Here is a 20,655-nt window from a genome sequence, read left to right as displayed (position 1 = left end):
GTTCACAGCGGCGCCGCCCCGTATTTGCGGACGGCCCAGATCAGCACCGGGCCGCCGAGGAACGCGGTCACGATCGCGACCGGAACCTCTCCGGTCGGCAGCAGGACCCGGGAGCCGACGTCCGCCGCCAGCATCAGGACCGGGCCCAGCAGAGTGGCGAACGCGATCAGCCATGGGATCGACGCGCCGGCCACCCGCCGGGCCAGATGCGGCACGATCAGGCCGACGAACAGGATCGGCCCGGCCAGCGCGGTGGCCGCGCCCGCCATCAGCGTGATCAGCAGCAGGGTGATCGTCCGGACACGGGCGACGTTCGCGCCGAGCGTATGCGCGACCGTCTCGCCGAGCGCGATCGCGTTCAGCTGACGGCTCACCGCGAACGCGCCCAGCAGGGACAGGCCGATGATGATCAGCGGGACCGTCGTCGGCGCCTGTTCGCGGCCGGCCAGCGAACCCACCGACCAGAACCGGTAGACGTCGAAGGTCTCCGGGAACAGCAGCCGCAGGCCGAGGGTGAGCCCCAGCAGCACGGCGCTCAGCGCGGTCCCGGCGAGCACCAGCCGCAGCGGCGACCGGCTGCCGACCGCGTACACCAGCGCCGAAGCACCGAGCGCGCCCAGCACCGCCAGGCCCAGTTCGGCGGGCGCCGACGCGGCGAGGCCGAACGACGAACCCACCGCGATGGCGAACCCGGCCCCGGCGGTCACACCGAGTACGCCGGGTTCGGCCAAGGCGTTGCGCGACAAGGCCTGCACGAGCACGCCGCCGACGGCGAGCGCCGCGCCGACCCCGGTCGCGAGCACCGCCCTCGGCATCCGGATGTCCAGGACCACGGCCCGGTCACTCGGATTCCCCTCGCCGAGCAAGGCGCGCACGACCTCGCCGGGGGCGATGGCGTGCGCGCCGATGCCGACGCTCAGCACGGCGACCACGACGAGCCCGAGCAGTGCGGCGCCGAGCAGCGCGGACCGCCCGGTGGTGGTCACTGCTTGAGCAGCGGCGCGAACGCCTGGTCGACGGCGTCCAAAGTGGACGTCGCGGCCCGGTAGGTGGCGGCCTCGGTGTAGCGGAACGGGTAGACCTTGCCCGCCTTCACCGCGGGGAGTTCCTTCCACAGCGGCGAGTCGAGGACGTACTTGACCGGCGCGGGCACGGATCCGTCGGCGCTGACCGAGTAGGTGATCGCGTCGGCCTGGGCGAACGCGGTCGACAACTCTTCGATCGACGGGTACTCGCTGACGTCCTTGGAGCCGCCGCCCTTGACCTTGACCTGGCCGTAATAGGTGGCGCCGACGTCCTGCGCGATGTTCGTGCCCCAGGAACCGTTGAACTCGCGCTGGAAGTTGCCCTTGGCGACCTCGCCGTAGGCACCGACGTGGCCCAGCTTCAGCTGCGGCAGCACGGACTTGTACTTCTCGGCCAGCCCCTTGGCCTTGGTGTCATACGCGCTCTTGATCGCGTCGAACCCGGCGGTGGCACCGGCGGCGTCGGCCTGCTTGCGGGACAGCTCACGCCACATCGACGGCACCGAGGGGCCGATCGCCACGACCGGCGCGATCGCTTCGAGCCGCTTGAGGTCGATGTCGGCGAGCACCGGCTTCGGCACGCCGATGACGATGAGGTCCGGATCCGCCTGCGCGATCGCCTCGTAGTTCGTCTCTGCCGCCGACTCGCCCGCGACCTTCGCCAGCTCGTCGTACTTCTTGCGCTCCTGTTCGTTGAACAGCGGGATGCCGCGCTTCCAGCTGGACACCCCGACCAGCGGCGCGCCCGCTTCGAGCAGGGCGGGGACCGCGTAGCCGGTGGCGATGACCCGCTTCGGCGAGACCGGGATGGTGATCTGGCCGTTGTCGGCGGCGAACACCCGGGTCTGACCGCCGTCGGCGGCCTTGCCGTCTTCTCCGGAGCCGCAGGCGGTGGCCGCGGTCGCGACCGTCAGCGCGAGCGCGATCGCTCCGGCGAAGCGTCGGGTTCTGGTGGGGCGCATGGGTTTCCTCGTTCTTCGGTGTTCTTTGGCGGGTGGGATCAGTGGTCGTGCTCGTCGTCGAAGTCCGCGACGCCGCGTTTCCAGTAGCCGGTCACGTCGTGGTCGTCCTTGCCGAGCCCGAGATCGTTCTTGAGCCAGCGGCGCAGCGGTTTGATCTGCCCCGCTTCGCCCGCGACCCAGGCGTAGAGCCGTTCACCGGCGGGGACCTCGATCGTCTGGACCGCGCGGGCGAGCATGTCCGAGGCACCCGGCGTGACGTCGCCCCGATGCAGCCAGTGCACCTCGACGTCTTCGGGCGCGGACAGCTCGATCTCCTCGCTCGCGTCGGTGACCTCGATGAACGCCCAGCCCGCGGCGGTGCGCGGCAGTTCTTCGAGCCAGCGCGCGATCGCGGGCAGCGCGGTGAGGTCACCGGCGAGCAGGTAGCGGTCGTAGGTGTGCGGCACGATCAGCCCGCCCGGCGGACCGGCGACGTGCACCGGGGTGCCGGGGGTGACCGCCTCGGCCCAGCCGGAGCCGAGCCCGCCTTCGTGCAGCGCGACGTCGAGGTCGAGTTCCCCGGAAGCCGGGTCGTACCGGCGGACCGTGTACTCGCGCGACGTCGGCGAGGGCTTCGGCCAGCGCAGCATGTCGCCGTCCTGGACCGGCAGCCTCGGCTCGGGATCCAGTTCCGGGAACAGGACCTTCACGTGTTCGTCGGGCGAATGTGCCTCGAAACCCGCCGTCCCGGGACCGCCAAGGGTGACGCGAAGCAGTCCGGAACCGATCAACTCGGTACGGACGACTTCGGCTTGCCGGACCCGGATCGGATACGGCACCTTCTCGGCGTGCGCTCCCCCGCGCACCTCGGCGATGCGCTCGAGGTGCCGGTGGCGATGGTCGGCTCGGCTCACGCGGCGTTCCCGGTGAGGACCCGCGTCCAGTGACCGAGGGTCGGCTGTTCGGCGAGGTCGGCGAACTCCAGGTTGTCGGCCCCCTCGGTGCGCCACTGCTCGACCAGACCCATGATCCGCATCGAGTCGAGACCGAGGTCGGTGAGGTCGGTCTCCGGCTTCAGCTCCGCCGGGTCGCAGCCGAGCAGTTCGGCGACGTCGGCGTGGATCTTCGCTGTGCTCAGGCTCATTACCGCGCTCCGGCGTGGATCGGGGCCAGCGCGGCGAGCGCGGCGGCCGTGGTGGTCAGTGCGCCACAGCGCTGGGCGACGTACTCGCAGGCCTGGTCGTGCCGTTCGCGGGAGAAGTCCGCGACCGCGTCGCCGACCAGGAACGGCTGGATGTCGCGCATGAACGCCTCGACGGCGGTGGCCTGGCAGCCGATATGCGCGTAGACGCCGGTGATCAGCAGCTGATCGCGACCCGCTTCGGCGAGCTGTTCGGTGAAGGTGCTGCGCTGGAACGCGCTGTAGCGCCACTTCGTCAGGACGGTGTCACCCGGTTTCGGGGCGATTTCGGCCACCACGTCCGCGGCCGAGGGGTCGTCCTCGATGACCGCGCCGATGCCGTCGCCCCAGAACTCGGTGAGCAGGCCGCGGTCCTCGGCGGCCTGGTGACCGGGTTGCGCGGTGTAGAACACCGGAACGCCGACGGCGCGGGCGGTGTCGGCCAGCGCGGCGATGTTCGCGACCATCTCCGGGACCGGGGCTCCCTCGTACGGCGCGAGGAAGTACCGCTGCGCGTCGTGCACCAGCAGCGCGGCGCGGGCGGGGTCGGGTTTCCAGCCGACCCGCCCGGCGGGCAGTTCGGCCTCCGTCGGCAGGGCGTACGGCTGGATCTTGGGCAGCGACACTCTCACTTCTCCTTCGCCAGAGCGGCCAGTGCCGCCCGCAGCTCGCGTTTGCTGGTCTTGCCGACCCCGGTCACCGGGAATTCCGGCACCACCTGGACCAGATCGGGCACCTTGAACGCCGCCACTCCCCGTTCCCGCACGAACCGGCGCAGTTCCGCGGCGCCGGGTTCGGCACCGGCAGCGGGGACGACGTAGGCGCAGGTGCGCTCGCCCAGGTACGGATCCGGCACCGCGACGACGGCGGCGTCGAGCACGCCGGGATGGGCCATCAGGTGGTTCTCGACCTCTTCCGCGGCCACCTTCTCGCCACCGCGGTTGATCTGTTCCTTGGCCCTGCCGACGACTTCGAGGTGTCCCGACGGGTGCTGCCGCACGAGATCGCCGGTGCGGTAGAAGCCGTCCTCGGTGAACGCGGTCTTGTTGTGCTCGGTGGCGCGGTAGTAGCCGCGGATCGTGTACGGGCCGCGGGTCAGCAACGCGCCGACCTCGCCCGGCGCGACGACGTCGTCCGAAGTGGACAGTGGGTCGTCCGGGTGCACGACGCGGATCTCGTCGTCCGGCGAGATCGGCCGTCCCTGTGTGGCGAGGACGTACTCGTCCGGATCGTCGAGCCGGGTGTAGCAGACCAGCCCTTCGGCCATGCCGAACACCTGCTGCAGACCGCAGCCCAGCGCGGGCCCGATCTTCTCGGCCAGTTCACGCGCGCATTTGGCGCCGCCGACCAGCAGGACGTCCAAAGAGGACAGATCACGGGTGGTCCGCGCGGCCGCCTGCGCCCACGCGGCGGCCAGCGGCGGCACGAGGCCGGTGATCGTCACACCCTCGGCCTCGATCAGCCGGAACGCGGTGTCGGCGTCGGGACGCGGCGCGAACACCGTGGCCGCGCCCGCGTGCAGGGCGCCGAGCAGACCGGGCGAGCTGAGCGGGAAGTTGTGCGCCGCCGGCAACGCGGCCAGGTACACGCTTTCCGGGCGCAGGCCGCAGATCCGGGCGCTTTCCCGCACGCTGTAGAGGTAGTCGTCGTGCGTGCGCGGGATCAGCTTGGGCAGGCCGGTGCTGCCGCCGGACAGCTGGAGGAACGCGACCCCGGCGGGATCCGGATCCGGCAGAGCGCGCGGAGTCGCCGCTTCGAGCACGGCGAATTCCTCCGTGCCGACGACGAAGACGTTCCGCACCGAAGGGATTTCGGCCGCGACCGTGTGTGCCATGGCCGCGTGGTCGAACCGTTCGTGCTCGCCGACGGTCAGGATCGCCGCGGCCTCGCTCTGTTCGGCGAAGTGCCGCAGTTCGCTCGCCCGGTGCGCGGGGAGCGCGAACACCGGCAGCGCGCCCGCCCGCCACAGTCCGAAAACGACGGACGCGAACTCCGGCACGTTCGGCAGTTGCACGACGACCCGGTCACCCGGCTGGATTCCGGCGCCGGCGAACCCGGCGGCGAGCCGGTGCGCCCGTTCGTCCAGTTCGGCGAACGTCCAGCGGGCGGTTTCGCCGATCACGGCGAGGCGTTCGGCGTACGCCTCGGCAAGGCTGGTCAGCAGCTTGCCGAAGGTCTGTCCGCGCCAGTATCCCGAAGCCCGGTACCGCGCGGCGGTTTCGGGCGGCCAGGGCACGTGATCCTGATTCACGCCGCTCCCTCCAGGCCGAGCGCGCGCAGCATCGTGCCGAACTTCGCGCCGGTCTCCGCGAGTTCGGCTTCCGGATCGGAACCCGCCACCACTCCCGCGCCGGCGAACAGCCGCACGGTCCGGTCACGGACCTCGGCACAGCGGATGGTGACGACCCATTCGCCGTCCCCGTCCTGATCGGTCCAGCCGACCAGACCCGAGTAGTAGCCCCGGTCCTCGGGTTCGAGCGCGGCGATGGTGTCGCGGGCGAGCGCGGTCGGCACCCCACAGACGGCAGGTGTCGGATGCAGTGCTTCCGCCAGCCCGAGCGCGGACGAACCGGCGTCGCCCGGGTCCGCGAGCCGCCCGCTGATCCTGGTGGAGAGGTGCCACATCGTGGGCGTGCCGAGCACCTCGGGTTCGGCGGGTACGTCGAGGTCGACGCAGAACCGGCCCAGCACGTCGGCCACCTGGGCGGCGACGTGGGCGTGTTCGGCACGGTCCTTTTCGGACGCCAGCAGATCATCGATCCGGCGGGCATTCTCGGCGTCGTCGGCCACCCTCGGCCGCGATCCGGCCAGCGGGTTGGCCGTCACGATCCGGCCGCGGCGGGAGACCAGCAGTTCCGGGCTCGCGCCGATCAGGGTGCTTGGCGTGGGGTCGCCCGGCGCGCTGACGTCGACGGCGAAGGCATGGGCGGCCGGGTCCGCGTGGACAAGACGGGCCAGCAGCCGCGGCACGGCGACGGGGTCGCCACCGGTGACGTCGAGGCAGCGGGCCAGCACGATTTTGCGCAGGTCACCGTCGCGGATCTCGTCCAGTGCCCTGGCGACGGCAGTGGTGTAGACCTCCGGCGCGGGCCGCGGCGACACCGACCAGCTCCCGCCGAGCGGTGCCACCGGACCACTCTTCTCCGGTGGTCCGGCCCGGCGGACCACCGCGGGCACCACCAGGCTGCTCGGCGCGTCGGGGCGGAACCCGATCGCCCCGGCCACCACCGGTTCGGCCACTCCCGCCACCAAAGCGGCGTCGAGGATCTCGGCGGCGGCGCGGGCACGGTTACCCGGCGCCGCGTGGACCGGCGCGTACACCCCGTCGGCGAGAAGCGATCCTCGAGCGGACGAGTAGTAGAACGATCCGGGCAGGTACGCCGCCAGCAGATCGGCCGCCTGGTGGACCGGCCTTGGTCGGGCCGGTGCAGGTGAGGACACGACTGGATTCCCTTTCGCGAATACTACTGACCAGGTCGGCACCTCTTGGTGCTGCGGTGCCCCATGCGGCGCGGAACGCGACCCCTGGACGCGCCTTTCGGTTAGCCTAACCTAATTGTACGGACCCGAAAAGTCTTCGTTGCGTCATCGAGATCACCCGCGGAGCGTGGCGCCGCCGTCGACGTAGAGATTCTGCATCGTGATGTGCCGCGCTCGATCGGAGGCCAAAAACAGGACGGCGTCGGCGACATCGGTGGGCTCGGCTATCCGGCCCAGTGGTATGCCGACGCGGTATTGCTCCGGATTTCCCGCGATGACACGGTCCGCGCCGTTCTCATCCGTCCACAGTAGACGTTGCATCTCGGTGTCGGTCGAGCCGGGCGAGACGATGTTGCAGCGGATACCGGAACCGGCGAGTTCGAGGCCGAGACAACGGGTCAGCATCGTCGCCGCGGCCTTCGAGGCGGCATAGGCGGCCATCCCGGTGCGTGGGACCCCCGCCGCGTTCGACCCGACCGTCACCAGCACACCGCTCCGCCGCGACAGCATCCGGCGGGAGATTTCGCGAAGCACGGTGAAAACACCGGTGGAGTTGACCGCGAAGGTCGCCGCCCAGTCTTCGTCGCTCGTCTCGCAGACCGACCCCGGCTTCAGCACGCCCGCGACGGACGCCCCGATCCCGATCGGTCCGAGTTCGCGTTCGACCTCGTCGACCACCCGCGCGACGGCCGCGGGATCCCCGACGTCGGCGACGAACGAGGTCACCCCGTCCCGGGAAGGCCCTTCAGTCAGGTCCACCGCCGCCACGATCGCGCCCGCTCCGACGAGCCCGTCCACGACGGCCGCCCCGATCCCGCGCGCGCCTCCGGTGACGAGCGCGACCTTGCCCTCGATCCCGTCCACGCCACAACCCCCGCTCCCTGTGCTTAGCCTTGCCTAAGCTAGCGGGGGAATCCGGACAAAGCGAGGGACCGACACCGGTGATTAGGGGCACAGCCCGTCGCGCGCCGCTTGGTCGCCCTCGATGAGCGGCACCCTGGGCATGCCGACGGCGTGCCCGTGCGGAACGGTGACATTTTCGTCGACGTCCGCGCACATCGCCGCGATCGGCTCGGGACAAGCGGCGTCGACTGTGAACGGTATGAAAGAAGTCGTTCTCGCGGCGATCACCCGCGTCCTCGCGGTGCTGCTGCTGATCCCGGCGTGGCCGCGGTCCCCCGGTCACGCCCGGCGGCTCGCCTGCGGCTGGGCGCTGTCGCTGCGGTTCCCTGCCGAGAACCTCGCCGGGCTCACCGGAGGAACCCTCGACGCGTTCACCGCCGCCAGGACCGAAGCGTTCTGGCGGCACGGCACGCTCCTCGGCGTCACCTCGGGACATCGTGACGCCGCCGAGCAGCATCGTCTGTTCCTCGCCGAGATCGGGCGAAAGCGGGTCCTGCCACCGAAGGATTCCGCGCACGTCCGAGGCGTCGCGCTGGACGTCCGGCCGCGCGAGGGCGCGCAGTGGCTGGAGGACCACGGTGCCCGCTTCGCGCTCTACCGGATCTACGACAACGAATGGTGGCATTTCGAGTACCGGCCCGGCGAGGCCCCGCCCGTGCGGCTGCCGCATCCGGGCTGGCGGGCGGGTGTCACCCGGTGACGGTGATCCGCGGGGCCAGCGCCGCCAGGAAGTCGGCCGCGTCGAAGACCTCCCCTGCCGAGACGACCCCGGCCGCCTTGGTCCGGCCGTCGAGCACCCGCTGGACGGCCTCCACCACCAAAGGTGCCGTGATCGCGTAGATGTCCTGGCCCCGTGCGGCGATCCGCCGTTCCGCGCCACCGGATCGCACGACGACGTCGACCACGAACTCCTGCGAGGACGGGCCGTCCGAGCCAGGCGCGGGCGTCTCGGGCGTCACCACCTCACGAGCCGCGTTCACGGTCATGTACGTGGTCACGTCGGGGATGGCGAGATGACTCGGGACGGTGACGACATCGGCCATCGTGAACTCGCCGAGTACGGCGCGGGTCCCGAGCGGCGCTGGGAAGTCCCAGTCCAGTTCCGGCAGCGCGTCGTCGCGATACTCGATCCGGCCGCCGGAGAACCGGATCCGCTGACCATTACGCCGCTCCCGCGACACCTTGCCCGCCGCGCGGGTCCCTTCGGTCGGATGCCAGCTGCTCAGCGCGTAGGCGATGTGCGCTTCGTCGGCGGAAGTCCAGTCGCCCATGGCGGCGGTGACCATCAGATCGCCGAGACCGCCGAAGAAAGCCATCGCCGGGATCACTGTCGCTCCCTCGGCGCGGTCGGCGAAATGCGCGAAGGTGTCCATGTTCGCTTCGAGCTCCGCAGCTACGTCCAGATACGGGACGCCCGCCCGCAGCGCCGCTTCGATCACCGGAGCGGCGGTGTCGGCGAAGGGCCCGGCGGCGTTGATCACCGCGTCGGCGCCCTCGAACGCGCGGTCGAGCGAAGCGGCGTCGTCGACCGACGCCCGGCGGATGTCGAGGCCGGGCCAAGACAGACCGCGCAGTTTGGCCTCGTCACGCCCCACCGCCAGCACACCGAAACCGCGCTCGCGCAACTCCGCCACCACGAAACGCCCGGTGTGCCCGTAAGCCCCGAAAACCGCGACGTCGTACGTACCCATGAGGGTTTCTCCTGTCCTCGGCTGATCCACTGTGGACCATCTTTTCGGCCGATCCCGTCCGCCGACAGTGTCCGGAACGCCATCATGCGTACACTTTCGGACATGAGCACGGTCGCCCTCGCCGCCACCGACGGCATGCTGCAGTTCGAGCTGGCCATCGCCCACGAGGTCTTCGGCACGGGCCTGCCGGGATTCGCCGGCTCCTGGTACGAGCTCAGCGTCTGCGGATCGAGGCCGGTGAAGGTCGGCCGCTTCCTGCTCGAACCGGACCACGGGCTCGGCCAGCTCGCGTGCGCCGACACTGTCATCGTCCCCGGCTGGGCCGACATCGACGTCGATCCGCCCGGGGACCTCATCGACGCCGTGCGAGCCGCTCACGAAGCGGGCGCGCGGGTGGCGTCCCTCTGCACGGGCGCGTTCGTCCTGGCGGCCGCCGGCCTGCTCGACGGCCGCCGCGCGACGACACATTGGGCGCACACCGACGTCCTCGCCGCCCGCCATCCCTTGGTGAAGGTCGATCCGGACGTCCTCTACGTCGACAACGGCAGCGTGCTCACCTCCGCGGGCAAAGCCGCCGCGATGGACCTGTGCCTGCATCTGGTCCGCTCCGACCACGGTTCGACGGTCGCGAACACCGTCGCCCGCCGACTGGTCGTCCCGCCGCACCGCGCGGGCGGGCAGGCCCAGTTCGTCACCGCCCCGGTGCCCGAACAGGACGACCATCCGCTCGGCGGCCTGCTCCCCTGGATCACCGAACGGCTGAACCGGCCGCTGACCGTCGAGGACCTCGCCCGCCACGCCAACATGAGTTCCCGCAATCTGGCCAGGCATTTCCGGTCGGCGACCGGGACGACCCCGTTGCGCTGGCTGCTGAACCAGCGCATCCGCCGCGCGCAGGAACTCCTGGAGCGGACCGACGACAGCGTCGACCTGATCGCGGAGGCCACCGGGATGGGCACCGCCGCGACACTCCGGCGGCATTTCAACCGGACCGTCGGGGTACCGCCGGACAGCTACCGCCGCACCTTCCGCGCGGCACGATCGTCAGGACCTCCGCGATGACGGCACCGATCTTCACCGAACGGACGCAGCAGCGCCTACCGGACCGGTTCGCCCGCCCGGAACGCCGAACCGGGCACGAAAGCGACGTTTAGGCTCGTCCTCGTGCCTCTCGTGGAACCACCTACGCGCCCCATCTTCCCGAAGCCAAGCTGCGTGAGCTCGGTTCGGTTCTGCCGCATCTCGTGTCCGTCGCCGTCGAGTGCCCCGAGGAGCCTTACGACGGCGACCTCCAGCCGGGCGACGTGGAACTGCGGTTCCGCACGGCCCGTCGCGGCTTGGGAGACACGCCCTAGGCGCTAGCGCTCTCCGAACACGTTCCGCCTGACGAACGGGTTCCGGAACTTCCCGTCCGGGTCCAATTCGGTGGCCAGCGTCCGGAAATCGGCCAGCTTGGGGTAGTCCGCGGCGTGGTGGAAGAGCTTCCCCCAATGCGGCCGGACCCCGAAGGGCGCCAAACGTTCTTCCATGACGGGCAGCAACGCGCGGACCGCGTCCTCGTCCGGCTGCCAGGTGAAGTGCAGTGCCAGCCGGTCGCCGCCGTGGAACGGGCTGAGCCACAGGTCGTCCCCCGCGACCGCGCGGATCTCCGAGGTGAGCAGGACGGGTGCCAGCCGGTGGCCGATGCCGCGCAGCGCTTCCATCGCCGCGACGGCGTGCCGGATCGGCACGAAATACTCGGTCTGGAGTTCGTTCCCCACGCTGGGCGTGAAGTCGAGGCGGAAGTGCGGGATCCGTTCGTGCCACGGCCCCGGAACGCCGAGCTGCCGCGTGCAGTTGTCCGCCGGGATACCCGCCGCGTGAGCGGGATGCCGCGGCCCGTCCGCCGCCTTCGCGCCGAAGAAGTCCGCACCCGGCCACCCTGGTCCCTTGACCCAGACCTGGTCGACCGTGTCGCGGGCCCAGTTCGTGAACAGGCTGACGCTGTACCCCGCGTCCTGGATCTCGTCGAAATGCTCGTACGCCGACTCCCAGGGCAAGCCGTCGAAGACGTCCTGACTCAGTTCGAAGGACGGCACCAGGTCGAGCGTCAGCCGGGTGACCACGCCCAGCGCGCCGAGGCCGACGACCACACCGTCGTGCCGTGAGTACGTCTTCACCTCGCCGTCCGCGGTGACCAGCTCCAAACCGGACACCGCCGACGCGAGACTCTGGTTGCGCCATCCGGAACCGTGGGTCGCCGTCGCGACGGTGCCCGCCACCGTGCAGTGGGGCAGCGACGCGAGGTTGGCCAGCGCGAACCCGGCCGCGTGCACCTGGATGGCGATGTCGCCGTAGCGCGCCGCCGCCGGCACCGTGATCGTCGCCGCGTCACTGTCGAGTTCGGTCACCGGGTCGAGCCCGGCGAGGTCGATCTGGACACCGCGCGGGAAATCCGCGATGTCGTTGAAGCTATGCCTGCTGCCCAGTGCCTTGACCGCTGTCGCCCCGGCGACGGCTTCCTGGACCTCTTCGACGGTCCGAGGGCGAAGAATGCGTTCCGCGGTGAAAGTCTGATTCCCCGCCCAGTTCGTCTCGCGCACCAAGCCCCTTTCCTTCGGGCGTCCGGACGCCGAGCCTACCCAAGCTTGATCGCCGGGTATGGCTCTGCGAGGAGGAGGTTCGCGCTGACGGGCATTCCCGGCGAGATGGTGTCCGTCGCCCTCCTGCTGATCGTCCTGGCCTTCGCGGTCATCCGGCCACGCGGCCTTCCAGAGGCGGCTGCTGCCCACCCCTTCCCTGGCTCGCGGCGGTGCTCACCGAATACCTGGTGTTCCGCCGGTTCTTCGCCGCCGACCTGGCGGCCCGGCCTCGCCAACCTGATCAACAATCTGCCCGCGGCGCTCGTACTGTGATTCCGCTCAGTGAGAGAATGGGCGGATGGCCGGGAACCTGTCCACGCCGGGCGCCAGTGTCACATCGCGGGCGTTCGCGCTGCTCGGTGCCTTCGACGTCGACCATCGTGAGCTGTCGCTGACCGAACTCGCGGGTCGCGCCGGCCTGCCGCTGCCCACCGCGCACCGGATCGCCCGCGAACTCGTAGGCCTGGGCGCGCTGGAGCGACGCGAGGATCGGTACGCCGTCGGCAGGCGACTATGGGACCTCGGCCTGCTCGCGCCCGTCCAGTTCGAACTGCGGCAGGTCGCCGCTCCCTTCCTCCAGGACCTTTACGGCGCGACCGGTGCCACCGTGCATCTCGGCGAGCGGGACGGTGACCAGGTGCTCTACCTCGACCGACTCTCCGGGAACGCCTCCGTGCCGGTGGTCAGCCGGATCGGCGGACGGCTGCCGCTTTACGCCACCGGGATCGGGAAGGTGCTGCTGGCCTGGGCTCCGGAGGATGTCCAGCGGCAGGTGCTCGCGTCCCTGACCCGCGTCACGCCGTACACCGTCACCCAGTCCGGACGGCTCCGCGAACAGTTGCGGCGCGTCCGCCGGGAGGGTTTCGCACAGACCGTCGAAGAAATGAGCCGAGGCGCCTGCTCGGTCGCCGTCCCGATCCGGCCGTCCGGAGGTGAGGTCGTCGCGGCGCTCGGCCTGGTCGTCCCGGATCTGAGCCGCGACCGGGCACGGCTGGTCTCCGCGCTCCAGGTCGCGGCCGCCGGAATCGGGCGGAGTCTGCCGGTTTCACTGAGTGGAAGCGAACGCTAGTAGTTCGCCCGTGACGCGGTCAGACTCCGGTCATGCGAACTCCAGTCGCCATCGTCGGCGCCGGCCCGGCCGGACTACTCCTGTCGCATCTGCTCGACCTGGCAGGGGTCGAGTCGGTGATCGTGGAGACCCGCTCCCGCGAATACGTCGAGGCCCGGATCCGGGCCGGCATCCTCGAACAGTCCACAGTGGACCTCCTGCGCGAGGCAAACCTGGCGGACCGGCTCGACCGTGAGGGCGACGAGCACCGCGGAATCCATCTGCAATGGCCGCAGGAGCGCCACCATCTCGACTTCGTGGACCTGGTCGGGCGAAGCGTCACCGTGTACGGCCAGACCGAGGTGACGAAGGACCTCGGCAAGGCGCGAGCGGCAGCCGGGCAGCAGATCCACTACGAGGTGGCCGACACCGCCGTGCACGACATCGAGACCGACCGGCCCTACCTCACTTTCACCGACGTGGACGGCACACAGCGGAGGCTCGACGCCGACGTCATCGTCGGCTGCGACGGCTCCTTCGGGCCCTGCCGCACCGCGATTCCCGACGCCGCGAAGCAGACTTGGGAGCGCACCTACCCGTACTCGTGGCTCGGCGTCCTCGCCGACGTCGCCCCGTCGACCGACGAGCTCATCTACGCCTGGCATCCCGACGGTTTCGCGATGCATTCGATGCGTTCGGCCACCGTCAGCCGGCTGTACCTGCAAGTGCCCAACGGCACCGACATCGGCACCTGGTCCGACGAGCGGATCTGGGAAGCGCTCGCGACCCGGCTCGGCCACGGCCAGGACGGCTGGACGCTCACGCCAGGGCCGATCACCGACAAGAGCGTGCTGCCCATGCGCAGTTTCGTACAGCAGCCCATGCGGCACGGCCGCCTGTTCCTCGCCGGTGACGCCGCCCATATCGTGCCGCCCACCGGCGCCAAGGGCCTCAACCTCGCCGTCGCCGACGTCGCCCTCCTCGCCCCCGCCTTGGCGGCCTTGGTACGGGACAAGGACTCCGCGCTCGCCGACGCCTACTCCGACACCGCACTGCGCCGGGTCTGGAGGTGCACGCATTTCTCGTGGTGGATGACGACGATGCTGCATCAGTCGGGCGATCCGTTCGACCGGCAGTTGCAGCTTTCGCAGTTGCAGTGGCTGGCGCGAAGCGAGGCGGGCCGGGCGGGACTGGCGGAGAACTATGCGGGACTGCCCATTGGTTTCTGACCCGGGTTCTGCTTTGGTCCGGGTTCTGCTTTGGTCCGGGTTCGGGCGGGCGGCTCTCGCCATATCGCGGCGACGACCAGGGCGAGCCGCGGAGCAAGGCCTACGCCGGCACGCCGACTCAGCGCGCGTTCTTCCTCGCGGCTTCGCAGCCTTTACCCTGCCTCGCCCGACGCTGCGGCGTCATCAAGCCAGCTACCGCCGACGTGCACGCGACACAAAGCAGACTGGCCCGCCTGCCGCCAGCACTATCCACCACAGAAACGGCGTCCCGACCCAGCCAGCCATTACCTCCCAACGGCAACGATCGAAAACAAACCGCACCCACGGCCAACCGCCAAGCTTGGACCCGCCCCAGCCGTCGCCATCCAGCGGCAACACCACACCGGTGAACGCAAGCCAGCCCCCGTCGCCGTTTTACGGCAACGCCTCAAAACGACAGGAATCCGGCCGTGGCTCGTGCAGTGGCGGCGGCATGCTGGTGTGGGTATGCCCGGTGGGCGTGGTGACAGTGAGGCTGCCGTCGGGGTCGAGGCGATAGATCCAGCCGGATTCGTCCTTCAGACGGTGGTCACGACGGCAGTAGGTGACCAGATCGGCCACGTTCGTTTCGCCCTGGAACTGCCACGGGATCGAGTGGTCGAGTTCGCAGGTGTGGGCGGCCCGGTCGCAGCCCGGTCTTCGGCACTCGCGATCCCGCACCCGGACGAACTCCGCCGTCGCCGCGTCGGGGCGATATCGCGTTCTGCCCAGATCTCGGACTTGGCCGCTGAGCGGGTCGGTGATGATGCGCCGGAGGACGGTGTCCGGTCCCGTGGCGATGTGACGGCCCAGCCCGGCCGGGAGGTAGCCGTGTCCGGCCATCTTCACGGGATCGTCGTTCAAACCCAAGTACGTGGTGAGGTCCATGTACAGGAACACCTCGGCGCGCTCGGGGACGCCGCCCTGCCCACCGAGGAGCAGGTCCAGGGCGATATCGGCTCGAAGCTGGTCCATCGTCCGTGTATCCCCCTGGTTCCGAAGCGCTCGCGCTTCCCGGTGGATTCGTTGGTACGCCGCGGTGACCTTCTCGACCGAGCCGTCCACCACCTCGATCGACGCGACTCCGGCCTCACCTTGCGTCATGGACAGGCGGCGGCCTTCCCTGCGCTCGGCCGTCCGCCTCTCGGCACCGGATCGGTCGGCCCTCGTCGCCGCGTAACTCGCGGCCTTCCTGACCTGTTCGCTGTTCTTGTCCGGTATCCGTGACTCCAGTGCCGCATCGGCCACCAGGGAGTCCTCGTCGGACAACCACGCCGTCGCTTCGGCCACCTTCTGCGCGGCGAACCCGCTTACCTTTCCAAGGTCCATCAACGACAACGTCCGCGGCAACCGCGACGTCAACGCCACTCCGGTCGCCACGAGAGAACCAGCGAACCGTCCACAAGAGACAGTTCCAGTGCCACTTCCTGCACCACACTCCGCACGCCGCCGCGTACCTTGCTCAACCGCGACAGCGCCCGATACCGCATCGCCTCGATGCGTGCCAGTGCGATGCCTGCTTGCTTCGCGACCAGTAGAGAATCCTTGTCGTCCAACGAATCCACTAAAGCATTGATCTCCTTCAAACGTTCGGGATCGGTCATTTCCTCGAGAACGGCCTTGAGTTCGGCCCCTGTGGTAGCCACGGGAGAAACCTACAACCGAGCACCGACAAAAACGGAACCAAGCTTCAGCGGGTCAGACTGAGCCGACGTTCCCGATGTGCGGTCATGTACACCGGTGTGTTCATGACCCCGTACCCCCGATACCCGCCGATCCGTTGCACCACCTCGAAAAACACCCGCGCACCCACCAGTTCGGTACAGAAGTGCAGGAACTCACCGGACGAGTCCCGGTCGTACAGCACCGAATTTTCCGCAATGCGGCCGAAAACGGCAGCTCGAACCGCGCTTCGAGGTCGTCGTAGTAGTTTCCGGGAATCGAAAGCAGTGGCGCACGCGCCTCGCGCATAGCCCGCGCGACGGCGAGAGCGTCGTCGCAGGCGAGAGCGATGTGTTGCGGCGAAGACACTCCCGGCGCCCATTCCCCTCGCCGCACCAGGGCGCTGTCCAACGTCAACCGGACGTCCTGGTCCCCGAACGGCGCCGCGAACTCCGAGATCGGGTCCGGCCGCAGGCCCAGCACCGAACGGCAGAACAGCGTCGCCTCGTCGAAATGGTCGAAGGGTTGGGTCAAAGCGATGTGATCGATTCCGGTGATTCCCGGCCCGGCCGGCGTCATCCCGCGCCACAGAAGAAGATCTCGGTCCTGTCCGGCGCGGCGACGGCGGACAGTTCCGCCTCGTCCGGACCGTGCTCGCGGGGCAGCACAGGCGCGAGCAACGCCTCCGCGCGCCGCGCCGACCTGGGCGGGTTCGCACTCATCAGGCCGAGGGCGCTGATCACACCCTCCTCGGTCGCCTCGTTCACCAGCAAACGCGCCGAACCCTGTTGCCACAAATGGACCGGCTTCGCGAAGGCGAGCCCGTCCAGCCGAGGAGCCTCGGGAACCTCAAGGGTGCCAACGGATTCGCGCAAGGCCACCCACGACCGCATGGCGTCGACGGCCGCGGGCTGCGGGTCCGTCTGGCGGAACAGTTCTCGCGCTGCCTCTGACAGGGAATTCGACTTTTGAACAGGAGCCGCGCTCGCCGCCCGGTTGTGGGCGGCGAGCGCCGAGCTCATCCGGTGACGTCGGTCGATTCCGGTTCGGCCGGGCGGGACCGCAGGCCCAGCACCAGGTCGATCACCAGGAACGCCAGCAGACTGAGGCCGAACAGCGGCACGAACCAGCCGATCGCGGCGGCGAGGACGAGAAGACCCACCACCAGCGCGGGCGGCGCCTTTCGCCATTGCCCGCGCGCGATGGGCCGCCCGAAGGTCAATCCGGTGGCCCGGGTCGGCCTGCGCCGCCACCACATCCGGTAGCCAAGCACGACCAGAGTTACCAGTCCGGCGCCGAGCAGGAGCAGCACGATCTGGTTGGGCCAGCCGAACAGCACGCCCATATGCGCGTCGATCCCCCAGCGGGCGAGCTTGGCCATCAGCGGGTAGTCGTCGAACCGCACCTCGCCGAGGATCTGCCCGGTGGTCCCGTCGACCGCGACGGCGTCGACCTGCGTCGGCCAGCCGCGCTCGATTTCCGCCACCTGCCAAGGAGCGCCGGGTTCGGTCGGCAGTCCGATCTCCACCGAGGGCGCGTCGATCCCGGCGGCACGAGCCGAAGCGAGCATCGCGTCCACGCTCTCGGGCTTCGCGGCGGGCGCTTCACCGTGCCCCGAGTGCCCGGTGTGTCCAGCGTGCTCGTCGGTGCCGGTCACCTTCAGCGCCGGCGTGGCCCAGCCGAGGGATTCACGCAACGCCGAGACGTTCTCACCCGCGTACGTCGACCATGTCAGCCCTGTCGCGGAAAGGAACAGCGCGCCGAGCAGCACCCACAGACCGACGGATCCGTGACGGCGCACCGCCTTCCCGCGGGCGGACTCGGCCTTCTCGTCGCGGCGGGCGCGGCGGCGGCTCACCCACAGCACGAGACCGCCCAGCGCGACCACCCACAGCCAGGACGCGGCGAGCTCGCTGTAAAGCCGTCCCGGCTCGCCGAGCAGCAGGTTGCGGTGCAACTGGTCGAGTGTGGTCCGGAACGGCAACGTGCCGCTCGAGCCGTACGCGACGAGATCCCCGCGCACCTGCGCGGTGGCGGGGTCGATGAAGATCGCGCGCCGTTCGGACTCACCGAGCCCGTCCTCGGCGAACAGCACGCGGGTCGTGTCGCCCGGTTCGGGGGCGGGACGGACGGCGACCAGGTCACCGCCGGGGGTGGCCGCCTGAGCCGCTTTGACCTGGTCGCCGAGTGAGACCTGGTTCAGCCCGACGGGTGCCCGGAGCTGATCGGAGTGGACCCAGGACTCCATCTGCGGCGTCGCCGCGTACAGAACGCCGGTGAGCGCGGCGATGAGGACGAACGGGCCGACGAGAACGCCGGCGTAGAAGTGGAACCGGAGGAACAGTCCACGCCAGCCGGACGCGCGGGGTGGACTCGTGGCCGGATCGGTTCGCGTTGCCATGGGGGAACTCCTGAGGCGTCGGTGGGGAGGCGTGCGCCTGCGCCGCGCGCCGGGGTGCCCACGGCACGCGTGCTGAGCCCTGCCGGGGCATGGGTCTCGGCAGGGTTTAGGGGATCAGGCGAACGACACCGGCGGACCGCGCCGCGAAAGCACGTCACGCAGGAGCGCCTCGGTCGCGGGGAACTTCACCGCCAGCGGGACGGGGATCCGCAGCGGCGCCGTCGCCGGCCGCGCGGCCAGGCGGCGCGGAAGGACCGAAGCGATCAGCGCCGTGAGCGCGAACAGGACGCGCTCGGCGCCCGCGAGCACCATCGCCACCACAACGGTCGCGGCGGCGTGCCCGGCCGCCATGGACAGGCCGTTGCCCGGGGCTTCGGCGTGCTGGGAGTGCGACTGCCAGGTCAGGAAGGTCAGGCAGGCGTGCATTGCCACCTGCCCACCGGCCACCAGGAAGAGGATCGCGAGCGGACCGCGCCGACGTCCCGCGAACGCGCACGCCACCCAGCTCAGCAGGGCGACGAGCAGCACGACCACGCCAAGGTCGGGGACGCGTCCGCTGGTCCCGACGTGGGCGCCGGTCGCCAGGGTGCCGGTCAGGACCCCCACGGCCCCGCCGCGGAGGCGCCGGACCGGGCCTCGGGTCGGGGTCGGCGTGCGCACGGAGGCAGAGTAGAGCGCGACCGGGCCCGCTGTCTCTCCTTGCTATCGTCACCCCGGTGTTCCGCAGCCTGTCGTTCGTCCGGCTCTGGACCGGGAACACCGCCTCCGGGCTGGCGACCTGGGCCCTGCCGTTCATCCTCGGACTGGCGGTGCTGGAACGGTCGCTTTCGGCCGTGGACCTCGGCATCGTGCTGGCCGCGCGGACCGCCGGATTCCTCGTGGCGGTCCCGGTGGCGGGGGTACTGGCCGACCGGTACTCACGGCGCGGGGTCGTACTCTGGGCCGGTCTCATCGCGGGTATCGCCACTCCCCTGATCGCGGCCGGCATGGGCCGGTCCGTCCTGCTGATGGCCGTCGCGGCCGCCGTCGTCGGCGTCGGGCAGGGCGCGTGCCGCCCGGCGTTCCAGGCACTGACCGCGGAGGTGATCGCCGAAGACCGGCGTCAGCAGGCAAACGCCGCGATGACCCTCGCCGTCCGGGTCACGACCTTGGTCGCACCGGGTCTCACCGCCCTGCTCTCCCAGTTCGCCTCGACGTCGGCGCTGGTGATCGGGACCGGAGTGCTGTGGCTGGGCGCGGCGCTGATCCCGCCGCGAGGAACCTTCGCGCCCACCCCGGCCACGACCAAGATCCGCTTCTTCGGTGAATTCGCCGACGGCCTCCGCGAAGCTCGCCGTCACCCGTGGTTCCTGGCCGGGCTCGGCGCGCTGACCGCCGTGATCGCGACCGGCTATTCCGCCACCGGTGTCGTGCTGCCGCTGGTCAGCCGTGATCGCTATGACACCGAAGTCGTCCTGGCCGCCGGGCTCACCGCGTACACGATCGGCGCGCTCGCGGGCGCCCTCGTCATCGCGCGCTGGCGACCGAGGCGGCAAGGCTGGGCGGCGCTGATCGGGCTCGGCTGCTACGGCTTCGCGCCACTGAGCCTGCTGTTCCCGGTGCATCCGGCCTTCATCGTGGCCGCCTACGTCGTCGCCGGACTGGGCATCGAACTGTTCAACGTCCCGTGGTTCACCGCGACCCAGCGGGAGGTCGAGCCGGGGAAGCTCGCGCGAGTGTCCTCTTTGGACTTTCTGTTCTCCTACGGCCTGGCGCCCGCCGGGCTGGCACTCATCGCGCCCGCGATCGACCGGTTCGGTGCCACGCCGGTCTTGGCGGCCTGCGCGATCGTCTGCTTCGCCGCTCCGGCGGCCGCCGCGCTTGTTCCCTCTGCGCGCGACTTCAGGAGTCGCCCGCAAGGTCGGGGTCAGTGAAGCCACGGTCAGCCGGGTGCTCAACGGTCGGTCCGGGATCTCCGCCGGCACCCGGGCCGCCGTCCTCACCGCGCTGGACGTGATGGGCTGCGAACGGCCCACCCAGCTGCGCGGTGACCGCGCCCACCTGGTCGGACTTCGTCTGCTGCCACTTGACGGGACGCCGCACACGCGTGACTGGAGACCGCACACGCGTGACTGGAAGCCGAACTCTCGTCATCCGCCTGGAGACACACGTCATCCGGATCCGAACACGCATGATCCGGATCCGAACACGTGCCTTCCTGGGAGGAGGCGTACTTTGCGTTCACCCGGGACACCGCCGTGTGGCCGCGCACCTGATCACCGGCCGGTCGTGACCCGGCTGATCCGGCCGCGCATCCGTGCGCGGCCCGCCGGGTCACGCCACCGGAATGCCAGTCGAGCACCTCGCGGAGGACGAGGCCGTGGGTGGCGGTCTCGACACAGGGGTGGTCGCGGAGCCAGTCGAACAGCTCCGACGACCGCCCTTCAGGCAGCACGGACCGGAGGAGGTCTTCGGAG

20 protein-coding genes and 2 pseudogenes are annotated in these 20,655 nt (G+C 70.3%); 7 read left to right on the top strand and 15 right to left on the bottom strand.

Features of this window, described 5'->3' with window-relative positions; all coding sequences use genetic code 11:
- Positions 1-2 precede the first annotated feature (2 nt).
- From ACZ6DT_RS20500 to dhbA, 8 genes are all read right to left on the bottom strand, one after another.
- The gene (locus ACZ6DT_RS20500) at positions 3-986 is read right to left on the bottom strand and encodes a FecCD family ABC transporter permease (RefSeq protein WP_465597351.1); all 984 of its coding nucleotides are present in this window, start codon (positions 984-986) and stop codon (positions 3-5) included.
- Positions 983-1,987 (bottom strand): ABC transporter substrate-binding protein, encoded by a 1,005-nt coding sequence (locus tag ACZ6DT_RS20495; protein WP_465597348.1) that lies wholly within the window; start codon positions 1,985-1,987, stop codon positions 983-985. Before ACZ6DT_RS20495 ends, ACZ6DT_RS20500 begins: the two co-directional genes overlap by 4 nt.
- A gap of 38 nt (positions 1,988-2,025) precedes the next feature.
- Complete coding sequence (locus ACZ6DT_RS20490; RefSeq protein ID WP_465597345.1) at positions 2,026-2,880, bottom strand: siderophore-interacting protein; 855 nt, start codon at positions 2,878-2,880, stop codon at positions 2,026-2,028.
- A complete protein-coding gene (locus ACZ6DT_RS20485) occupies positions 2,877-3,110 on the bottom strand; it encodes a phosphopantetheine-binding protein (RefSeq protein ID WP_465597342.1) in 234 nt (77 codons plus the stop codon). The genes ACZ6DT_RS20490 and ACZ6DT_RS20485 overlap by 4 nt, the downstream gene beginning before the upstream one ends.
- Positions 3,110-3,778, bottom strand: a complete 669-nt coding sequence (locus ACZ6DT_RS20480) for an isochorismatase family protein (protein ID WP_465597339.1) — start codon at positions 3,776-3,778, stop codon at positions 3,110-3,112. Before ACZ6DT_RS20480 ends, ACZ6DT_RS20485 begins: the two co-directional genes overlap by 1 nt.
- Positions 3,775-5,397: a (2,3-dihydroxybenzoyl)adenylate synthase gene (locus tag ACZ6DT_RS20475; protein WP_465597336.1), complete on the bottom strand. Its 1,623-nt coding sequence runs from the start codon at positions 5,395-5,397 to the stop codon at positions 3,775-3,777. Before ACZ6DT_RS20475 ends, ACZ6DT_RS20480 begins: the two co-directional genes overlap by 4 nt.
- Entirely contained in the window at positions 5,394-6,587 is a 1,194-nt protein-coding gene (locus ACZ6DT_RS20470; RefSeq protein WP_465597334.1) for an isochorismate synthase, read from the bottom strand. The genes ACZ6DT_RS20475 and ACZ6DT_RS20470 overlap by 4 nt, the downstream gene beginning before the upstream one ends.
- A 153-nt stretch (positions 6,588-6,740) precedes the next feature.
- Positions 6,741-7,490, bottom strand: a complete 750-nt coding sequence (gene dhbA / locus ACZ6DT_RS20465; protein WP_465597331.1) for a 2,3-dihydro-2,3-dihydroxybenzoate dehydrogenase — start codon at positions 7,488-7,490, stop codon at positions 6,741-6,743.
- A 238-nt stretch (positions 7,491-7,728) separates the two neighbouring features.
- On the opposite strand from dhbA, the gene ACZ6DT_RS20460 reads away from it, so the two are divergent.
- A complete protein-coding gene (locus ACZ6DT_RS20460; protein WP_465597328.1) occupies positions 7,729-8,229 on the top strand; it encodes a M15 family metallopeptidase domain-containing protein in 501 nt (166 codons plus the stop codon).
- Here ACZ6DT_RS20460 and ACZ6DT_RS20455 read toward each other — a convergent pair.
- A complete protein-coding gene (locus ACZ6DT_RS20455) occupies positions 8,219-9,220 on the bottom strand; it encodes a saccharopine dehydrogenase family protein (protein ID WP_465597325.1) in 1,002 nt (333 codons plus the stop codon). The genes ACZ6DT_RS20460 and ACZ6DT_RS20455 overlap by 11 nt on opposite strands.
- A gap of 102 nt (positions 9,221-9,322) precedes the next feature.
- On the opposite strand from ACZ6DT_RS20455, the gene ACZ6DT_RS20450 reads away from it, so the two are divergent.
- Positions 9,323-10,282, top strand: a complete 960-nt coding sequence (locus tag ACZ6DT_RS20450) for a helix-turn-helix domain-containing protein (protein ID WP_465597322.1) — start codon at positions 9,323-9,325, stop codon at positions 10,280-10,282.
- A gap of 296 nt (positions 10,283-10,578) precedes the next feature.
- On the opposite strand, the gene ACZ6DT_RS20445 is transcribed toward ACZ6DT_RS20450, so the two are convergent.
- A complete protein-coding gene (locus ACZ6DT_RS20445) occupies positions 10,579-11,802 on the bottom strand; it encodes an FAD-binding protein (protein ID WP_465597319.1) in 1,224 nt (407 codons plus the stop codon).
- 45 nt (positions 11,803-11,847) lie between these two features.
- Here ACZ6DT_RS20445 and ACZ6DT_RS20440 point away from each other — a divergent pair, with 45 nt between their 5' ends.
- The 3 genes from ACZ6DT_RS20440 to ACZ6DT_RS20430 are packed head-to-tail and all read left to right on the top strand — an operon-like array spanning position 11,848 to position 14,118.
- Positions 11,848-12,114, top strand: coding sequence for a hypothetical protein (locus ACZ6DT_RS20440; protein WP_465597316.1), 267 nt, complete (start codon positions 11,848-11,850; stop codon positions 12,112-12,114).
- Between the two features lie 25 nt (positions 12,115-12,139).
- Entirely contained in the window at positions 12,140-12,910 is a 771-nt protein-coding gene (locus tag ACZ6DT_RS20435) for an IclR family transcriptional regulator (RefSeq protein WP_465597313.1), read from the top strand.
- Positions 12,911-12,942: 32 nt separating this feature from the next.
- A complete protein-coding gene (locus tag ACZ6DT_RS20430) occupies positions 12,943-14,118 on the top strand; it encodes a 4-hydroxybenzoate 3-monooxygenase (protein ID WP_465597310.1) in 1,176 nt (391 codons plus the stop codon).
- A 414-nt stretch (positions 14,119-14,532) separates the two neighbouring features.
- Here ACZ6DT_RS20430 and ACZ6DT_RS20425 read toward each other — a convergent pair.
- From ACZ6DT_RS20425 to ACZ6DT_RS20405, 5 genes and pseudogenes are all read right to left on the bottom strand, one after another.
- Positions 14,533-15,740: pseudogene (locus ACZ6DT_RS20425) on the bottom strand (HNH endonuclease signature motif containing protein).
- Positions 15,741-15,882: 142 nt separating this feature from the next.
- Positions 15,883-16,332, bottom strand: coding sequence for a hypothetical protein (locus ACZ6DT_RS20420; protein WP_465597307.1), 450 nt, complete (start codon positions 16,330-16,332; stop codon positions 15,883-15,885).
- Positions 16,333-16,373: 41 nt separating this feature from the next.
- The gene (locus ACZ6DT_RS20415) at positions 16,374-16,820 is read right to left on the bottom strand and encodes a hypothetical protein (RefSeq protein WP_465597304.1); all 447 of its coding nucleotides are present in this window, start codon (positions 16,818-16,820) and stop codon (positions 16,374-16,376) included.
- A complete protein-coding gene (locus ACZ6DT_RS20410) occupies positions 16,817-18,199 on the bottom strand; it encodes a PepSY-associated TM helix domain-containing protein (protein WP_465597301.1) in 1,383 nt (460 codons plus the stop codon). Before ACZ6DT_RS20410 ends, ACZ6DT_RS20415 begins: the two co-directional genes overlap by 4 nt.
- A gap of 114 nt (positions 18,200-18,313) precedes the next feature.
- Positions 18,314-18,859 (bottom strand): hypothetical protein, encoded by a 546-nt coding sequence (locus tag ACZ6DT_RS20405; protein ID WP_465597299.1) that lies wholly within the window; start codon positions 18,857-18,859, stop codon positions 18,314-18,316.
- Between the two features lie 56 nt (positions 18,860-18,915).
- Here ACZ6DT_RS20405 and ACZ6DT_RS20400 point away from each other — a divergent pair, with 56 nt between their 5' ends.
- Positions 18,916-20,112: an MFS transporter gene (locus ACZ6DT_RS20400; protein ID WP_465597296.1), complete on the top strand. Its 1,197-nt coding sequence runs from the start codon at positions 18,916-18,918 to the stop codon at positions 20,110-20,112.
- Positions 20,069-20,257, top strand: a pseudogene (locus ACZ6DT_RS20395) (LacI family DNA-binding transcriptional regulator); the annotation flags it as partial. The gene ACZ6DT_RS20400 and the pseudogene ACZ6DT_RS20395, both read left to right, overlap by 44 nt.
- Between the last annotated feature and the right edge of the window lie 398 nt (positions 20,258-20,655).

This window comes from Amycolatopsis sp. NPDC041971 (assembly GCF_055588925.1).
Note: the sequence above shows the minus strand (reverse complement) of the source record. Positions and strands in the feature narration are given on the sequence as shown.

Bases quoted from the DNA above. Each gene is read 5' to 3' on its own strand.
- ACZ6DT_RS20495 (WP_465597348.1), bottom strand. From the start codon at position 1,987: ATGCGCCCCACCAGAACCCGACGCTTCGCCGGAGCGATCGCGCTCGCG.
- ACZ6DT_RS20485 (WP_465597342.1), bottom strand. From the start codon at position 3,110: ATGAGCCTGAGCACAGCGAAGATCCACGCCGACGTCGCCGAACTGCTC.
- ACZ6DT_RS20460 (WP_465597328.1), top strand. From the start codon at position 7,729: ATGAAAGAAGTCGTTCTCGCGGCGATCACCCGCGTCCTCGCGGTGCTG.
- ACZ6DT_RS20455 (WP_465597325.1), bottom strand. From the start codon at position 9,220: ATGGGTACGTACGACGTCGCGGTTTTCGGGGCTTACGGGCACACCGGG.
- ACZ6DT_RS20450 (WP_465597322.1), top strand. From the start codon at position 9,323: ATGAGCACGGTCGCCCTCGCCGCCACCGACGGCATGCTGCAGTTCGAG.
- ACZ6DT_RS20435 (WP_465597313.1), top strand. From the start codon at position 12,140: ATGGCCGGGAACCTGTCCACGCCGGGCGCCAGTGTCACATCGCGGGCG.
- ACZ6DT_RS20430 (WP_465597310.1), top strand. From the start codon at position 12,943: ATGCGAACTCCAGTCGCCATCGTCGGCGCCGGCCCGGCCGGACTACTC.
- ACZ6DT_RS20415 (WP_465597304.1), bottom strand. From the start codon at position 16,820: ATGAGCTCGGCGCTCGCCGCCCACAACCGGGCGGCGAGCGCGGCTCCT.
- ACZ6DT_RS20410 (WP_465597301.1), bottom strand. From the start codon at position 18,199: ATGGCAACGCGAACCGATCCGGCCACGAGTCCACCCCGCGCGTCCGGC.